This window comes from Streptomyces sp. 378, from assembly GCF_030124145.1.
Classification (GTDB): Bacteria; Actinomycetota; Actinomycetes; order Streptomycetales; family Streptomycetaceae; genus Streptomyces.
Genome location: NZ_JASKMS010000004.1, coordinates 18,116 through 32,441, shown reverse-complemented (window position 1 = coordinate 32,441; position 14,326 = coordinate 18,116). Strand labels below are relative to the sequence as shown.

The 14,326-nt window shown below is 72.3% G+C and carries 18 protein-coding genes; 5 read left to right on the top strand and 13 right to left on the bottom strand.

Translation table 11 applies throughout. The annotated features are described in order from the left end of the window. Position 1: 1 nt before the first annotated feature. On the top strand, positions 2–547 hold the full coding sequence (locus QNO09_RS07230; protein WP_283969226.1) for a hypothetical protein: 546 nt from the start codon (positions 2–4) through the stop codon (positions 545–547). On the opposite strand, the gene QNO09_RS07225 is transcribed toward QNO09_RS07230, so the two are convergent. The 4 genes from QNO09_RS07225 to tsaB are packed head-to-tail and all read right to left on the bottom strand — an operon-like array spanning position 498 to position 2,992. Then, entirely contained in the window at positions 498–755 is a 258-nt protein-coding gene (locus QNO09_RS07225; RefSeq protein ID WP_283969225.1) for a hypothetical protein, read from the bottom strand. The genes QNO09_RS07230 and QNO09_RS07225 overlap by 50 nt on opposite strands. After that, a complete protein-coding gene (gene tsaD / locus QNO09_RS07220; RefSeq protein WP_283969224.1) occupies positions 752–1,843 on the bottom strand; it encodes a tRNA (adenosine(37)-N6)-threonylcarbamoyltransferase complex transferase subunit TsaD in 1,092 nt (363 codons plus the stop codon). The genes QNO09_RS07225 and tsaD overlap by 4 nt, the downstream gene beginning before the upstream one ends. Next, positions 1,836–2,342 (bottom strand): ribosomal protein S18-alanine N-acetyltransferase, encoded by a 507-nt coding sequence (rimI, locus tag QNO09_RS07215; protein ID WP_283969223.1) that lies wholly within the window; start codon positions 2,340–2,342, stop codon positions 1,836–1,838. Before rimI ends, tsaD begins: the two co-directional genes overlap by 8 nt. Further along, positions 2,339–2,992 (bottom strand): tRNA (adenosine(37)-N6)-threonylcarbamoyltransferase complex dimerization subunit type 1 TsaB, encoded by a 654-nt coding sequence (gene tsaB, locus QNO09_RS07210; protein WP_283969222.1) that lies wholly within the window; start codon positions 2,990–2,992, stop codon positions 2,339–2,341. Before tsaB ends, rimI begins: the two co-directional genes overlap by 4 nt. A 112-nt stretch (positions 2,993–3,104) precedes the next feature. Here tsaB and QNO09_RS07205 point away from each other — a divergent pair, with 112 nt between their 5' ends. Then, positions 3,105–3,665 (top strand): hypothetical protein, encoded by a 561-nt coding sequence (locus tag QNO09_RS07205; RefSeq protein ID WP_283969221.1) that lies wholly within the window; start codon positions 3,105–3,107, stop codon positions 3,663–3,665. 254 nt (positions 3,666–3,919) lie between these two features. Here the strand turns inward: QNO09_RS07205 and QNO09_RS07200 are convergent, their stop codons facing one another. From QNO09_RS07200 to QNO09_RS07180, 5 genes are all read right to left on the bottom strand, one after another. After that, entirely contained in the window at positions 3,920–4,087 is a 168-nt protein-coding gene (locus QNO09_RS07200; protein ID WP_283969220.1) for a hypothetical protein, read from the bottom strand. A 151-nt stretch (positions 4,088–4,238) separates the two neighbouring features. After that, on the bottom strand, positions 4,239–4,757 hold the full coding sequence (gene tsaE / locus QNO09_RS07195) for a tRNA (adenosine(37)-N6)-threonylcarbamoyltransferase complex ATPase subunit type 1 TsaE (RefSeq protein ID WP_283969219.1): 519 nt from the start codon (positions 4,755–4,757) through the stop codon (positions 4,239–4,241). Continuing rightward, positions 4,726–5,985: an alpha/beta fold hydrolase gene (locus QNO09_RS07190; protein WP_283969218.1), complete on the bottom strand. Its 1,260-nt coding sequence runs from the start codon at positions 5,983–5,985 to the stop codon at positions 4,726–4,728. The genes tsaE and QNO09_RS07190 overlap by 32 nt, the downstream gene beginning before the upstream one ends. A gap of 108 nt (positions 5,986–6,093) precedes the next feature. Beyond that, positions 6,094–7,263, bottom strand: coding sequence for an alanine racemase (alr, locus tag QNO09_RS07185; protein WP_283969217.1), 1,170 nt, complete (start codon positions 7,261–7,263; stop codon positions 6,094–6,096). Between the two features lie 453 nt (positions 7,264–7,716). Beyond that, positions 7,717–9,147 carry an NAD(P)H-hydrate dehydratase gene (locus QNO09_RS07180; RefSeq protein WP_283969216.1) on the bottom strand — a complete coding sequence of 477 codons (1,431 nt, stop codon included), beginning with the start codon at positions 9,145–9,147 and terminating at the stop codon, positions 7,717–7,719. Positions 9,148–9,321: 174 nt separating this feature from the next. On the opposite strand from QNO09_RS07180, the gene QNO09_RS07175 reads away from it, so the two are divergent. Together QNO09_RS07175 and QNO09_RS07170 are read left to right on the top strand one after the other, a co-directional pair. After that, positions 9,322–10,476: a hypothetical protein gene (locus QNO09_RS07175; protein WP_283969215.1), complete on the top strand. Its 1,155-nt coding sequence runs from the start codon at positions 9,322–9,324 to the stop codon at positions 10,474–10,476. Positions 10,477–10,610: 134 nt separating this feature from the next. Beyond that, positions 10,611–10,883, top strand: coding sequence for a hypothetical protein (locus QNO09_RS07170; protein ID WP_283969214.1), 273 nt, complete (start codon positions 10,611–10,613; stop codon positions 10,881–10,883). A 94-nt stretch (positions 10,884–10,977) separates the two neighbouring features. Here QNO09_RS07170 and QNO09_RS07165 read toward each other — a convergent pair whose 3' ends face one another. From QNO09_RS07165 to QNO09_RS07150, 4 genes are all read right to left on the bottom strand, one after another. Further along, complete coding sequence (locus QNO09_RS07165; RefSeq protein WP_283969213.1) at positions 10,978–11,349, bottom strand: holo-ACP synthase; 372 nt, start codon at positions 11,347–11,349, stop codon at positions 10,978–10,980. A 10-nt stretch (positions 11,350–11,359) separates the two neighbouring features. Beyond that, positions 11,360–11,803 (bottom strand): hypothetical protein, encoded by a 444-nt coding sequence (locus QNO09_RS07160; protein ID WP_283969212.1) that lies wholly within the window; start codon positions 11,801–11,803, stop codon positions 11,360–11,362. A gap of 3 nt (positions 11,804–11,806) precedes the next feature. Next, complete coding sequence (locus QNO09_RS07155) at positions 11,807–12,748, bottom strand: hypothetical protein (protein WP_283969211.1); 942 nt, start codon at positions 12,746–12,748, stop codon at positions 11,807–11,809. A gap of 80 nt (positions 12,749–12,828) precedes the next feature. Continuing rightward, complete coding sequence (locus QNO09_RS07150; protein WP_283969210.1) at positions 12,829–13,248, bottom strand: ATP-binding protein; 420 nt, start codon at positions 13,246–13,248, stop codon at positions 12,829–12,831. A 224-nt stretch (positions 13,249–13,472) separates the two neighbouring features. Between QNO09_RS07150 and QNO09_RS07145 the strand changes: the two genes are divergently transcribed. Further along, a complete protein-coding gene (locus tag QNO09_RS07145) occupies positions 13,473–14,324 on the top strand; it encodes a helix-turn-helix domain-containing protein (RefSeq protein WP_283969209.1) in 852 nt (283 codons plus the stop codon). The last annotated feature ends 2 nt before the right edge of the window (positions 14,325–14,326 follow it).

Here is a 14,326-nt window from a genome sequence, read left to right as displayed (position 1 = left end):
CATGACGGGGGGCGCGATGGACCGGCTGGTGCACCACGAACTGCGGGCCGCGGTATCGGTCCTGGCCGCCACGGCCGTCGCCCTGACGACCGTCGGCCTGGTCGAGGGCTTCTCCGCGCCGTCCGAACCCGGCCGGCTCGGCCTGTACATCGGCGGTGTGCTCGCCTTCCTGCTGCTGTGGACGCTCGTCAAGGCGACCGGGCTCAAGTGGATCGGCGCGGTACGGGACTTCGAGAAGGCGGTCCGGCTCGAGGGCACCGGCCCGGCCCTGCCGACCGCGCGCTTCCTGCGCGACAAGCCCTTCAGCCCGCGGCTCTTCGTGCTGTATCTGCTGTTCACGGTGCTCTTGTCCCTGTGGGAACCGTGGGCGGCCGTGCTGCCCCTGTGGTCGGCCGTCGACTGGCTGGGCCAGGCCGCGGTCGCCGCCCACTGGGAGCGCGGGCACGGCATGCTGGTGTGGCGGGGGCGGGTCGAGAGCAGGCCGTGGGAGCTCTCGGTCAGCCGGCGTCCGCCGACTCGAACCGCCACCGGTGCACAGCCCGTGTGACCAGTCCCCCCTCCGGGTCCGGCAGTTCGGGCAGGTCGGCGTCGTACGGGGCGTCCCACCAGGTGATGACGAGGACCCGGTCCTGGGGCGCCCGGAAGGTCTCCCGGCGCAGCGGCCTGCCGGGGAGTTCCTGGGCGCGTGCCCAGGCCAGCAGCTCCTCGCCCCGCCCCTCGGACGCCCGGGCCTCCCACATCAACGCGACCGTCACGAGTAGAGGTTCTCCTCGCCGACCTCGTGCACGTGGTCGTGGTCGTGCCCGGGCACGTGCGGTTCGGTGACCGGCAGGGACGAGTCCGCCGACAGGTCCCAGGACGACGCCGCCCGGCCCCGGGCGACCATCTCCGCGCCGAGGGCGGCGACCATCGCGCCGTTGTCCGTGCACAGCTTGGGCCGCGGCACCCGCAGCCGGATCCCCGCGGCCTCGCAGCGCTCCTGGGCGAGGACGCGCAGACGGGAGTTGGCGGCCACGCCGCCGCCGATCATCAGGTGGTCGACGCCCTCGTCCTTGCAGGCCCGGACGGCCTTGCGGGTCAGCACGTCCACGACCGCCTCCTGGAAGGAGGCCGCCACGTCCCGCACCGGCACGTCCTCCCCCGCCGCCCGCTTGGCCTCGATCCAGCGCGCCACGGCGGTCTTCAGCCCGGAGAAGGAGAAGTCGTAGACCGGGTCGCGCGGGCCGGTCAGACCGCGGGGGAAGGAGATCGCGTTCGGGTCGCCCTCCTTGGCGTACCGGTCGATGACCGGGCCGCCCGGGAAGCCGAGGTTCAGCACGCGGGCGATCTTGTCGAAGGCCTCTCCGGCCGCGTCGTCGATGGTGGCGCCCATCGGGCGGACGTCGGAGGTGATGTCCGAGGACAGCAGCAGCGAGGAGTGGCCGCCGGAGACCAGCAGGGCCATGGTCGGCTCGGGCAGCGCGCCGTGCTCCAGCTGGTCCACGCAGATGTGCGAGGCGAGGTGGTTGACGCCGTAGAGGGGCTTGCCGAGCGCGTACGCGTAGGCCTTCGCCGCGGAGACGCCGACCAGCAGGGCACCGGCGAGACCGGGACCGGCGGTGACGGCGATGCCGTCGAGGTCGCGGGCGCTGACGCCCGCCTCCTTCAGGGCGCGGTCGATGGTGGGGACCATCGCCTCCAGGTGGGCGCGGCTCGCCACCTCCGGTACGACACCGCCGAAGCGGGCGTGCTCGTCGACGCTGGAGGCGACGGCGTCGGCCAGCAGGGTGGTGCCCCGCACGATGCCGACGCCGGTCTCGTCGCAGGAGGTCTCGATTCCCAGTACGAGGGGTTCGTCAGCCATTGATCTCAGTTCCTTGTACGGAGTTCTCGGGGGCGGTCAGGCGCATCACCAGGGCGTCCACGTTGCCCGGCTGGTAGTAGCCGCGCCGGAAACCGATGGGCTCGAAGCCGAAGCGCTCGTACAGCTTCTGTGCGCGGACGTTGTCGACCCGGCACTCCAGCATCACCTCGGCGCACTCGAAGGTGGTGGCCGCCCGCAGCAGTTCGGCCAGCAGCCGTCCGCCGAGACCGGTGCCCCACAGCTCGCGGGACACGGCGATGGTCTGGACGTCGGCCTGCTCACCGGTGGCGACCAGACCGGCGTAGCCGACGATCCGCGAACCGGCCTCGGCGACCACGTACCGCCGGTTGGCCCCAGGCCCCCGCGCATGGGCGAGTTCGGACCAGAACATGCCCCGGGACCAGGCGTCCTCGGGGAACAGGTCCCGCTCCAGTTCCAGCACGGAGTCGATGTCCCACCAGCGCATCTCGCGCAGCGTGCACGTCACGGGATCGGTCACTTGGGCGTGACCACCTTGTAGTTCTTGGGGACCTGGGCGTCGGGGCGGCGCAGGTACAGCGGCCGGGGCGCGGGGAGTTCCTCGCCGGCGGCCAGCTTCTCCGCGGCCAGCCGGGCCAGGGCGGCGGCGGACACGTGCTCCGGCTCGTGCGCCTTGGGGAAGGTGTCGGGGTACAGCAGCGCCCCCGCGCCGATCGCGGGCAGCCCCTCGACCTGCTCGGCGATGTCGGCGGGCCGGTCGACGGCCGGGTCGGTGACCCGGGTGCGGGAGTCGGCGTAGCGGGCCCAGTACACCTCCTTGCGGCGGGCGTCGGTCGCGACGACGAACGGACTGTCCAGGTCGGCGGCGTAGGCGAGGCCGTCCAGCGTGCACACGCCGTGCACGGGGACACCGAGCGCGAGCCCGAAGGTGTCCGCGGTCATCAGTCCGACGCGCAACCCGGTGTACGGTCCCGGACCGGTCCCGGCGACGACCCCGGTGACGGCGTCGAGCCGCACACCGGCCTCGGCGAGCACCCGGTCGATCGCCGGCAGCAGCAGTTCCCCGTGCCGCCGCGCGTCCACCTGACTGGACGAGGCGATGACATCGCGTCCGTCGTGCAGCGCGACGGTGACGGCGGGCGTGGCGGTATCCAGAGCGAGCAAGAGCACGCAAACAGCCTACGGCTCCCCGGGGCCCGGCACGGTCGCGGCGGTCGGGTCGTCACGTGCTGCTACCGTCACCTACCGTCACGACAGGGATGTGCGACGTGAGGTGGACCCAGTGGCAGCCAGCAGTACGGGAATCGTGGCCGGGCTCACCGCCGCGGCCCTCGCCACGATCGGCTACCTCGCCCACCAGGCGGCCGAGACCGTCCCGGCCGGGCTGGGACGGGCGGCGCAGGCGAGCGCCACGCCGGCGGCCGGCGCGTCGAAGGCGCCCCGGGCCGGCGAGGACCCCGCCGCGCTGCCCGGCGGCTCCGGCAAGGGCGCCCGGGTCGTGTACTCGCTGCGCGGTGACCGGGTGTGGCTGGTCGCCGGGGACGAGGCGGTCAGCCGCACGTTCAAGGTCGTGCCGAGCGCGGTGGACCCGGCGCCGGGCAGTTACTCGGTGACGTCCCGCTCGAAGGCGGTCACCGGCTCCGACGGCGTCCCCGTCGAGCACGTGGTGCGCTTCGCCTCCGTGAACGGTGTGGTCATCGGCTTCAGCGCGGCCGTGGGCGGCCCCACCCCTCCCGCTTCCGACCCGAAGGTCCGTACGGGTGGCATCCGCGAGTCCCGCGCGGACGGGGACGCGATGTGGACGTTCGCGACGATCGGCCGCAAGGTCGTGGTCGTCCGCTAGTGCCGCAGCAGGCACTAGGCCGCTTCTGATGGATCTCCGCGGGAGAAGGAGCGGCGTTCGGTGCGTGCTCTGGGGGTCCCCCCTGCTCGAAGAGCTTGGGGGAGTGCCGCGTTGAAGCCCTCGTAGCGGAGCTACTTGGGCTTTCGCGCGGTGCGGCGGTGGGGGCCCCTCCCGTTCGAGCGAAGCCGAGAACGGGGGAGCGTGCCGGGCGTCGCGACGCCGCGGAGATCCGTCAGAAACGGCCTAGGAGGGTGCTAAGCCGCTTCCCGGTGCACGGGGGCCCGCTCGGACAGCTCCGGCTCGGGAGCGCGCGGCGGCGTGGAGACCAGGGCCGCCGCCTCGCCGGCCGCCAGCAGGTCACGCATGGACACCCCGGCGACCGCGAACCGCTGCGGCTGCCCCTTGCTCTCTGTAGCCGACATGGACGCCTCCCGAAGGACCGGGGCAACATAGTTAGGTAGACCTAACTATGGACTGGATACCATGTGACCACGCACAAGACGCCGAGCGCAACATCTTGCCGACGTCTTGTCGGAACGTTCACCGGATGACCGCGGCGGGCGCGGTGAGCACTCAGGCGGCGAGCACGCTCAGATCCGCCGCGGCCCAGCGTTCGCCCACACCGGTGACCGTCATGTGCCGGACCTCGTCGGTCGTGTCGCCCACCGCCCGGTGGATCACGACCTGGAGCCGGTCCTCGGTCAGCTCCTCGACCTTGCCCTCGCCCCACTCCACGACGACCACGGAGTCGGGCAACGAGACATCGAGGTCCAGGTCCTCCATCTCGTCGAGACCGCCGGAGAGCCGGTAGGCGTCGACATGGACGAGCGGCGGCCCGTCACCCAGGGAGGGATGCACCCGGGCGATCACGAAGGTCGGCGAGGTGACGGCTCCGCGCACGCCGAGCCCCTCGCCCAGGCCGCGGGTCAGCGTCGTCTTGCCCGCGCCGAGCTCTCCGCTGAGCATCACCAGGTCACCCGCGCGGAGCAGTTTCGCGAGCCGACGGCCCAGCTCCCGCATCTGCTCGGGGGACGTGACGACGATCTGGACGGATCCGGGCTCAGCCGGGCTGTGCGGTGCTGCTGCTTCCATAGCCCTTCACGGTAGCCCCTGCGGGCACGGCACCCGTGCGGGTGAGCAGGTCGGCGAGGCGGTCGGTGACCACTTCCGGGTGTTCCAGCATCACCAGGTGCCCCGCGTCCGGCACCAGCACCAGTTCGGCGTCGGGGAGCACATCGGCGATGGCCTCGCTGTGCTCACTCGGCGTGACGAGGTCCTGCACCCCCGCCAGGACGAGCACCGGCAGGTCCACGAGGTGGACGAGCGCCTCGGTCTTGTCGTGGTCGTTGAACGCCGGGTAGTACTCGGCGACCACGTCGATCGGCGTGCTCTCGATCATCCGCTCGGCGAACCGGGCGACGGCCGGGTCGACGTCCCGGGACGCGAACGAGTACCGCTTGATGATCCCGGCGAACAGGTCGGCCGTCGCCCGGCGCCCCTTCTCCACCAGCTCGGCCCGCTGTCCCAGCACCTTCAGCACCCCGGGCAGCACCCGCCGCACCACGTTGACCCCGGCGACGGGCAGGCCGTAGTTGACCTCGCCGAGCCGCCCCGACGACGTCCCCACGAAGGCGACCCCGACGACCCGCTCGCGGATCAGCTCGGGGTACTGGTCGGCCAGCGCCATCACCGTCATGCCGCCCATGGAGTGCCCGACCAGCACCAGCGGGCCCTCGGGTGCCGCCGCGTCTATGACGGCCTTCAGGTCCCGGCCCAGCTGCTCGATGGTGATCGGCTCGTCGTCCCGCGTCTGCGCCACGCCCCGCCCGGACCGGCCGTGGCTGCGCTGGTCCCAGTGCACGGTCCGTACGACACCCCGCAGCGCCGCCCGCTGGAAGTGCCAGGAGTCCTGGTTCAGGCAGTAGCCGTGGCTGAAGACGACCGTGACCGGCGCGGGGAACTTGCGGCCGAAGAGCCTGCGGCGGCGGGGCCCGATGGCCGCCTGGGCGGCCTCCTGGTCGACGTCGTCGACCTCGTAGTACAGCTCGGTGCCGTCGTCCGCGAACGCCTTGCCGGGCATGCCGCGCAGCGAGCCGTACGGTCCCGCCGAGTCCAGGGCGAGCAGGGCCTTCTGGCGCATGCCCCGGCCGACCGTCATCCGCTCCAGGGCGACACCGGCGGCCGCGCCCGCGGCCACCACGCCTATCGCCACGCCGGCGAGACCGGTCGCCCGGCGCCAGCCTCCCGCCGCCCCCGCGGCGGAGGCCGCGACGGCCGCGGAGGCGACGTCGACGACGACCTCCGCACTGCTCTCGCTCACGTACCGCTCCTCTTCGCCGGGCTGCCGATCGGGTGACTCGTCGGGTCGGGTGATGCCGGTGTCGCCTGAGTGACTGCCGTTTCTCGCGTGACAGGCTCTCTGTGCGAGTTACCCGTCCTGTTCCTCATTCACATAGACGCGAGGAACACGCGTACCGATCCGGGTCACGATCTCGTAGGCGATGGTTCCGGCCGCCTGGGCCCAGTCCTCGGCGGTGGGCTCGCCGCGGTCCCCGGGGCCGAAGAGGACCGCCTCGGTCCCCGCGGCGGGCTCGTCGCCGCCCAGATCCACCACGAACTGGTCCATGGCGACCCGCCCGGCGACGGTGCGCCACTTGCCCTCGACCAGGACCGGCCCGGCCGAGGAGGCGTGCCGCGGGATGCCGTCCGCGTAGCCCAGCGGAACCAGGCCGACCGTGGTGTCGCCGGGGGTCACGTACCGATGTCCGTAGCTGACGCCGTGCCCGCCCGGTACGCGCTTGACCAGGGCCAGCGAGGCGGACAGCGTCATGACGGGGCGCAGCCCGAAGTCGGCCGGGGCGCCGAGCTCGGGGCTGGGCGAGATGCCGTAGGTGGCGATGCCGGTGCGGACCAGGTCGAAGTGGCTCTCGGGGAGCGTGAGGGTGGCCGGCGAGTTGGCGATGTGCCGGACCTCGGGCCGCACGCCCCGCTCCTCGGCGTACGCGACCATCTCGCGGAAGACGGCGAGCTGGGCGGCGATGGAGGGATGCCCCGGCTCGTCCGCGCAGGCGAAGTGCGACCACAGGCCCGTGACCCGCAGCAGCCCCTCCGCCTCGGCCCGCCGCGCCCGACGGACCAGCGCCGCCCAGTCGTCCCCCGGCCGGCACCCGTTGCGCCCCAACCCCGTGTCCGCCTTCAGCTGCACCCTGGCCGGCCGGTCGGCCCCCCTGGCCGCCTCGACGACCTCCTCCAGGGCCCACATGCCGCTGACGGACACGTCCAGCTCGGCCTCGATCGCCTCGCGCCACGGCCCGCCGGGCGTCCACAGCCAGCACATGATGCGGCCCGGCAGCCCGGCGGCCCGCAGGGCCAGGGCCTCCTCGGGCGTGGCCGTGCCCAGCCAGGTCGCCCCCGCGGCGACGGCCGCCCGGGCACACGGCACGGCCCCGTGCCCGTACGCCTCGGACTTCACCACGGCCATCACGGCCGCGCCCGGCGCATGGGCACGCAGGGCCCGCACGTTGGCCCGCAGGGCGGCCAGGTCGATCTCGGCACGGGCCCTCAGGAACGCGGTCCGCGGGGCTGTTCTCTCGCTCATCGCGCCCAGTGTCTCAGAGGGCTCCGCCGACGGTTCTGCTACGTCCCGGGCCGCCGCCCCCACGAGAACACCCGGTCACCCTTCCTGAGCACGCCCACAGCCTCCGCGCGACCGCCTCGCCCGACGGCACGTACTCGACGAGCGCGTACGTCCCCGCCGGAGCGCTGCGCGGCCCGACGCCCTCTTCCTCCGCGGACGGCGGGTACACCACACGGGCGGCAGGGCCTGGTCGGGTGTGTCGAGCACCCAGGGCTGAGCGGGCCCGACCACGCTGCTCAGCCACTGCCGGCCCGTCCGGCGCTTGAGGACGAGGCCGTTCAGGCCGAAGCGGGGGGGCCGGGGCGGCAGCCCCCGGAGGCGGGACGGGAAAGGGCGGAGGGGGCGCCCCACCCCGGCAACCCCCACCGGCCCGCATCCCCGCCCACCCCCTCAGCCCTCCATCCGTCCCATCCCTCAGCCCAGGACATTCCGCCAGGCCTCCGGAACCGCACCCGCCACATCGTGCGCCCCCACCGGCGCCCCCTCCGCCGCCAGCCGTCCGGCCAGCCCGTGCACATACGCGCCCACACTCCCGGCGTCCCTCGCGGACAGCCCCGCCGCCAGCAACGACCCGGCCAGCCCCGACAGCACGTCCCCGCTCCCGGCCGTGGCCAGCCACCCCGTGCCCGTCGGGTTCACCCGCACCGCCCCACCCCCCGCGTCGGCCACCAGCGTCGTCGACCCCTTCAGCAACACGGTCGCCCCGTACCGTCGCGCCAGTTCGCGAACCGACGCCAGCCGGCCACCCTCGACCTCCCCCCGCTCCACTCCCAGCAGGGCCGCCGCCTCGCCCGCGTGCGGCGTCATGAGCGTCGGCGCCCGCCGCCCCCGCACGACCTCCGCGTCCGCCAGCCGCAGCCCGTCCGCGTCGATCAGCACCGGCACCTCTGCCGCCAGTACCTCCGCCACCGTCGCCGCGTCGTCCCCGGCCCCCGGTCCGACGACCCACGCCTGCACCCGCCCGGCGTGCTTCGGCCCCTGATCCGACACGAGCGTCTCGGGATACCGCGCGATGACCGCGTCCCCGGCCGGTCCGACGTACCGCACCGCCCCGGCCCCACCCCGCAGCGCGCCCGCGACGGCCAGCACGGCGGCCCCCGGGTAGCGCGCCGACCCGGCGGCGATGCCGACCACGCCCCGCCGGTACTTGTCGCTCTCCGCCCCCGGCACCGGCAGCAACCGGGCCACGTCCCGGTGCTGCAACGCCTCCAGGTCCGCCTCGGCCGGCAGCTCCAGCCCGATGTCGACCAGGCGCACCGACCCCGCGTGCTCGCGTGCGGGGTCGATCAGGAGCCCGGGCTTGTGCGTCCCGAAGGTGACGGTCAGGTCGGCCCGCACGGCGATGCCGTGGACCTCCCCGGTGTCGGCGTCGACGCCGCTCGGAAGATCGACGGCGACCACGGCTCCCCGTGACCGCCCGGCGGCAGCGGCCAACGGCACGGCGTCCGGCCGCAGCCCGCCCTTCCCGCCGATCCCGACGATCCCGTCGACGACGAGGTCCGCGCCCTCGGCCAGCGGCTCGCCCTCACCGGCCCCGACGGTCCGCCCCCCGGCCCGCCGCAGCGCCGCGAGCCCCGCCGCGTGCGCCCGGTCCGGCGCGAGCAGCACCGCCGTGACCCCGGCCCCCCGACGGGCCAGCCGGGCCCCGGCGTACAGGGCGTCACCCCCGTTGTCGCCACTGCCGACCAGCAGCACGACCCTGCTCCCGTACACCCGCCCCAGCAGGTCGGCGCAGGCCGCGGCGAGTCCGGCGGCGGCGCGTTGCATCAGCGCCCCCTCCGGCAGCCGCGCCATCAGCTCCCGTTCGGCGTTCCGGACCGTCTCCACGCTGTACGCAGTACGCATGCGGTCGAGTTTCCCGTACGACCTCCGGGCCACTCCCCCTCACACGCACCTCCGGCGTCTCCCCCGCTGCGAACCGTGTCGGATCCGTTGACGCTCTGCCGCCCCTTTGCCAGACTCCCGGCCGTGCAGAAAGCGCTTGCACACTCCCCCACACCCGACGAAACCGAGGCCCCCATGGGACGCAGAGCCGCATTACTGGCCGCCGCCGGTGCCACCGCCCTCCTCACCGCGGCCGGCACCCTGACCGCCCCCGCCACGGCCGCCCCCACGCGCGCCCTGGCCTGCGGAGACGGCTCCTACCAGGCCGAGGCCGTGCAGAGCGGCGGCAACTGGACCGCCCGGCGCGGCGGCAGCACCGTCTACACCGGAACCGACATGCGCGCGGCCGTCCAGGCGGCCGTCAACAGCCTCACCGCCGGGCGCACCTCGAAGGAACGGGTCGTGGTCCGCGGCTCGGGTTCCGTCTCGGCGGGCTCGCGCATCTCCCTGCCGAGCTACACGGTCCTCGACGTCTGCGGCACGATCAACGTCACCGGCAGCGGCTCGGGCGACCAGGCGCCGGTCTACTCGCGCGGCACCCGCGACGTGGAGGTCCAGAACCTCAAGCTCACCGGCACCCCGCTGTACGGCATCTTCCTGCGCAACGTCCAGAACGTGGTGCTGGGTCAGATCGACATGCGCCTCTCGCGCGGTCTGGGCGTCCGCATCGACAACCGGGGCGACACCAGTCAGTGGACGCGCAACATCCGCATCAACGACGTCTACGTCTCCGGCGCGTCCAGCCACGCGGTGGAGACCTACGGCGTCGACGGCCTCACCATCGGCACGGTGACGGCCCGCAACGTCGGCGAGTCCGGCCTGCTGCTCAACCAGACCGTCAACGCCACCGTGACCAAGGTCGACGCGGAGAACGCGGGCACCGGCACCGGCTACGCCGCCTTCCGCATGGCCAACCGCAACGGCCGGGTCGGCGGCGGCTACCCCACCAACATCCGCGTCGGCGAGGTCATCGCGCGTGGCGGCGGGCGCGGGGTGTTCTGCGTCTCGGAGAGCGGCGGGGCCGTCATCGACAGGGTGACGCTCTCGAACACGGGCAACAACTCGGTCCTGATCGAGAACTGCTACAACGTCAGCCTCGCGGCCCGAAGCGGCACGATCACCGGCGGCGGCGAGCTACGACTGGCCGCGCGCTCACAGTTCCCCAACAACAAGGACATCACCATCCAGAACCTGACGGTCACCAACTCGGCCATCAGGGAGAGCCCGTGCGGCGAGAACACGACGTTCCGCAACATCACGCGGGTGAACAGCAGTCAGTCGATCTGCTGACCCGACCGGGCCGCCGAAGCCCCCGCCACCACACCCACGCCCGGCGGGGGCCTTCGCGGGTCCTGTTCCCCCGATGACGCCCCGGGCGTATGATCGAGTCGGATTTTGAACTCGTTCAAAATGGGGGGCGAGGCATGACACATTCGACAGCACCCGAGGACACGGACAGCCCCGCCACCGCCCTGGGCCCCACGGCCCTGGTCCTCGGCGTCTTCTCGGCCGTGGGCACCTGTGCGTTCCTGTTCCCGTGGACGGTACTGGCCGGAGCGCTCGCGGTGACCTTCGGAGCGATGGGCCTCCACTACGCGCGCAGGGGAACGGGCCGCCTGTGGCCGGCGGCAGCCGGTACGGCCCTGGGCGCGATCGGCCTCATCGGCACGATCACGCTGCTCTGGAGCCTGGTCTAGGAGGTGTGCCGGCCGCCGTGACACCGTGCGCGGACAGCCGTGGAGATCCATCAGAAGCCCCATGGGGGGTGCGGACACCCTCCGGGGATGTGGCTCACGCCTCGGCGATGACCACGGCCGAGGCGACGCCCGCGTCGTGACTCAGCGACACATGCCAGGTCTGCACGCCGAGCTCGGCGGCCCGCGCGGCCACGGTCCCGGTCACCCGCAGCCGGGGCCGCCCACTGTCCTCGACGCACACCTCGGCGTCGGTCCAGAGCAGCCCGGGCGGAGCACCGAGCGCCTTGGCCAGTGCCTCCTTGGCCGCGAACCGCGCGGCGAGCGAGGCGACCCCCCGCCGCTCGCCGCTGGGCAGCAGCAACTCCCGCTCCACGAACAGCCGCTCGGCCAACGCGGGCGTCCGCTTCAGCGACGCCGCGAACCGATCGATCTCGGCGACGTCGATCCCGACCCCGATGATGCTCATGCGCAGCACCCTACGGGCCGTCCGGTGCCTGCGGGCTCGGCTCCCCGGCGACCACGTCGGCTTCGTGAGTCGCGGTGACGGCACGGTCGAGAAAGCGGGTGAGCCTGTCCGCGTCGGAACACAGGTGGAGACCGCGGTGGAGGTGCTTCGAGAACTCGACACCGCGCGCCTCCAGGACACGCAGGACCGCTGCGGCCCAGGCCGAGAGGTACCCGGCGGTGAAACCCGCCGCCCACCGCTCGGGGTGTTCGTCCTCCCCCGCCGCGCGTGCGTGCACGAGGGCCAGGTCCTCCAAGGGGACGACTCCGCGCTCTCTGAGGCCTTCCAGCCCGAACCGGAAATCCCCCGCCACCTTGTGCGGGGGAATGCCCAGCGCAAGGCACACAGCCGTGAACCTGTACAGGTCGAGCAGCTCTGACGGCCCGTCCTGCTGACTGTCCTGCTCGTCGGCCAACGCTCAGGCCCGTCCGGGTCCGGTCCCCGGGGCCTCCGGGTCCTCGACGAACAGGTCCTCCGCGCGCGCGACGGTGCGGGAACGCTCCAGCCACGCGTCGAGACGCTCCAGGTCCGTGCAGGTCGTGATGCGCTCGCGCACGGAGTCCGGTACGGGGATACCGCGCACCTCCAGTACGTACAGGATGCCCTTGGCCTCCCCCTCGGCCTTGCCTTCTGCCTTGCCTTCTGCCTTGCCTTCAAGGTAGGCCGTCTCACGGACCGTCCCCCGGCCGGGGAAGTAGTTGACGAACGACATGATTTCCTTCAGTTTCTTTCCGGCTGGGCTGTTGCCCAGGCTGATTTCCAGGAAGTCGTAGAAGTAGTCGGCGGTTTCAGGGTCCGTTGTGCGCGTCTCATGAAGGGCGGTCGTCAGCGCCTTCAGTATGGCGTCGGAATCGGCACTACGGGCGTGCGCCAGGGCGGAGAGTACGGCCAGCGCGAGGTTCTTCGCCGCGGTCCGGGCGTCGGTGATCACCGGCAGGTTCTCCGGCCCGACGACCAGCGGGTGGGTCCGCTGCGCCGTCCAGCCCCGCGTGCCGCAGTCGAAGGGACCGGCCGCCCACTTGGCTGTGACTCTGTCCTGGCAGACCACGAGAAGCAGGACGGGCAGGCCGTACTTCGCCTGGAGAAAGGCGACGTAGTACGCCCAGCTCCGCTCCTTGCCCGCGACCTTGCCCGACTGCGACTCGATGGCGAGCAGGAAGTCCTCGCCATCGGACGGGCCGACGCGCAGCACCGTGTCCACACGCCGCTCCAGCGGCCGGGCCTCCGTCACGTCGGTCGTGACCGCGTCCACGGTCGCCTTCGCGGATAACGGGACACCCAGCACCCCGAACACGGGAGCCAGGATCTCGGGCCGCTCCTGAAAGATGCGGTGCATGCCCTCGTGAGCTGATGTGACCATGTGTGCAACCTAGTTGGACCAAGGGATGATTTTTCCGGGCGAAGGCGGTACGTTCACCCTTTCGAGGGGCGCCAAAACGTTCACGCCGCCGAGGTCAGCTCGCACCACACGTACTTGCCCCGGTTGCCGTCCCTCGTCAGCGGCTGCCAGCCCCACAGGTCGGAACACGCCCGGACCAGCGCGAGCCCCCGCCCCTCCTCCGAGTCGCCGGCCTGCTCGAACGACCCTGGCGGCCCAGGCGGCTCCGGGTCGGCGTCCCACGCTCCGATCCGCAGCACCCCGGCCGACCATCGCACGCGCAGGGCTGCGGGCCCCTTGGTGTGACGTACGGCGTTGGAGACCAGCTCGGCCGCCAGCAGCTCGGCCACGTCGCCCAGGCGGATCAGCCCGTGCATCGTGAGGATCAGGCGGAGAGTACGGCGACTGATCGTGACGGCACGCAGGTCGTTCGGGATGTACAGGGTGTACTCCCAGGGCTCGTCGGACTCGCATTCAGGCATGCGCGAACTCCCGTTCCATAGTCGCAGGTTGAGGTCATGGGGGGGCGGTGTCATTGCCGCAGCCGTCACGGCAGGACGGGGCGGTGCGCTTCCGGAGCCCCCGGCAATCCGCAGCGTGTGCGGCGCATCACCGACGGTAGGTATTACTGTTTAAGTTATGCAACCCGATCGCATACCCTGGCACCCGAACGAGTCGCGCTGACGGGCGCATTGGGAGGCAAGCGATGGCACTGAGGAGCGAGCCGACCGCGCGACAGATGCGCCTGGCTCTCGAACTGCGAAGACTCCGCGACGCAGCGGGCCTCACAGCCCGCGAGGCGGCGGCCCTACTCGGGGTCAGCGCCCCGCAGATCAGCCAGATCGAGACTGGCCTCGCCGGAGTGAGCGCGAAGCGCCTGCGCCGCCTGGCGGCCCACTACGTGTGCACGGACGAGGTGTTCATCGACGCCCTGGTTGCCGTGGCAACCGATCGGACACGCGGTTGGTGGGAGGACTACCGGGGGCTTCTGCCCACACCCTTCCTCGCCCTCGCCGAGTTGGAGCACCACGCCACGTTCCTGCGGGAGGCGCAGTTCCTGTACATCCCAGGTCCACTCCAGACTGAGGCCTACGCTCGCGCCGTCTACGCCTACAGGGTTCCCGAACTTCCGCAGGAGGACCTCGAGTTGCGCGTCCGGCACCGGATGCAGCGCAAGGTGATCCTCAAAGGCCCTGCGCCCAAGCCCTACGAAGCCGTCATCCACGAGGCGGCCTTGCGCATCATGGTCAGTGACCGCGCCACCTCACGAGCCCAACTCGTTCACTTGCTCGAACTCTCCGAAGCGGACGACGTCACCGTGCGCGTCATCCCCTTCGACCTGGAGGACTTTGCCGGAGCCGCGAGCGCCATGACGTACGCAGGCGGCGCCGTTCCCAAGCTCGACACAGTCGTACGTGACGGACCGCAGGGTGCCGCCTTCATCGACTCCGAAGCCCAGCTCGCCGCCTTTCGAACGCTCTTCCGTAAAGTGGAGGCGGTGTCGCTCGACGCCGAGCGGTCCCGCGAATTCATCCACAGGTTGGCGAAGGAGCTGTGAGG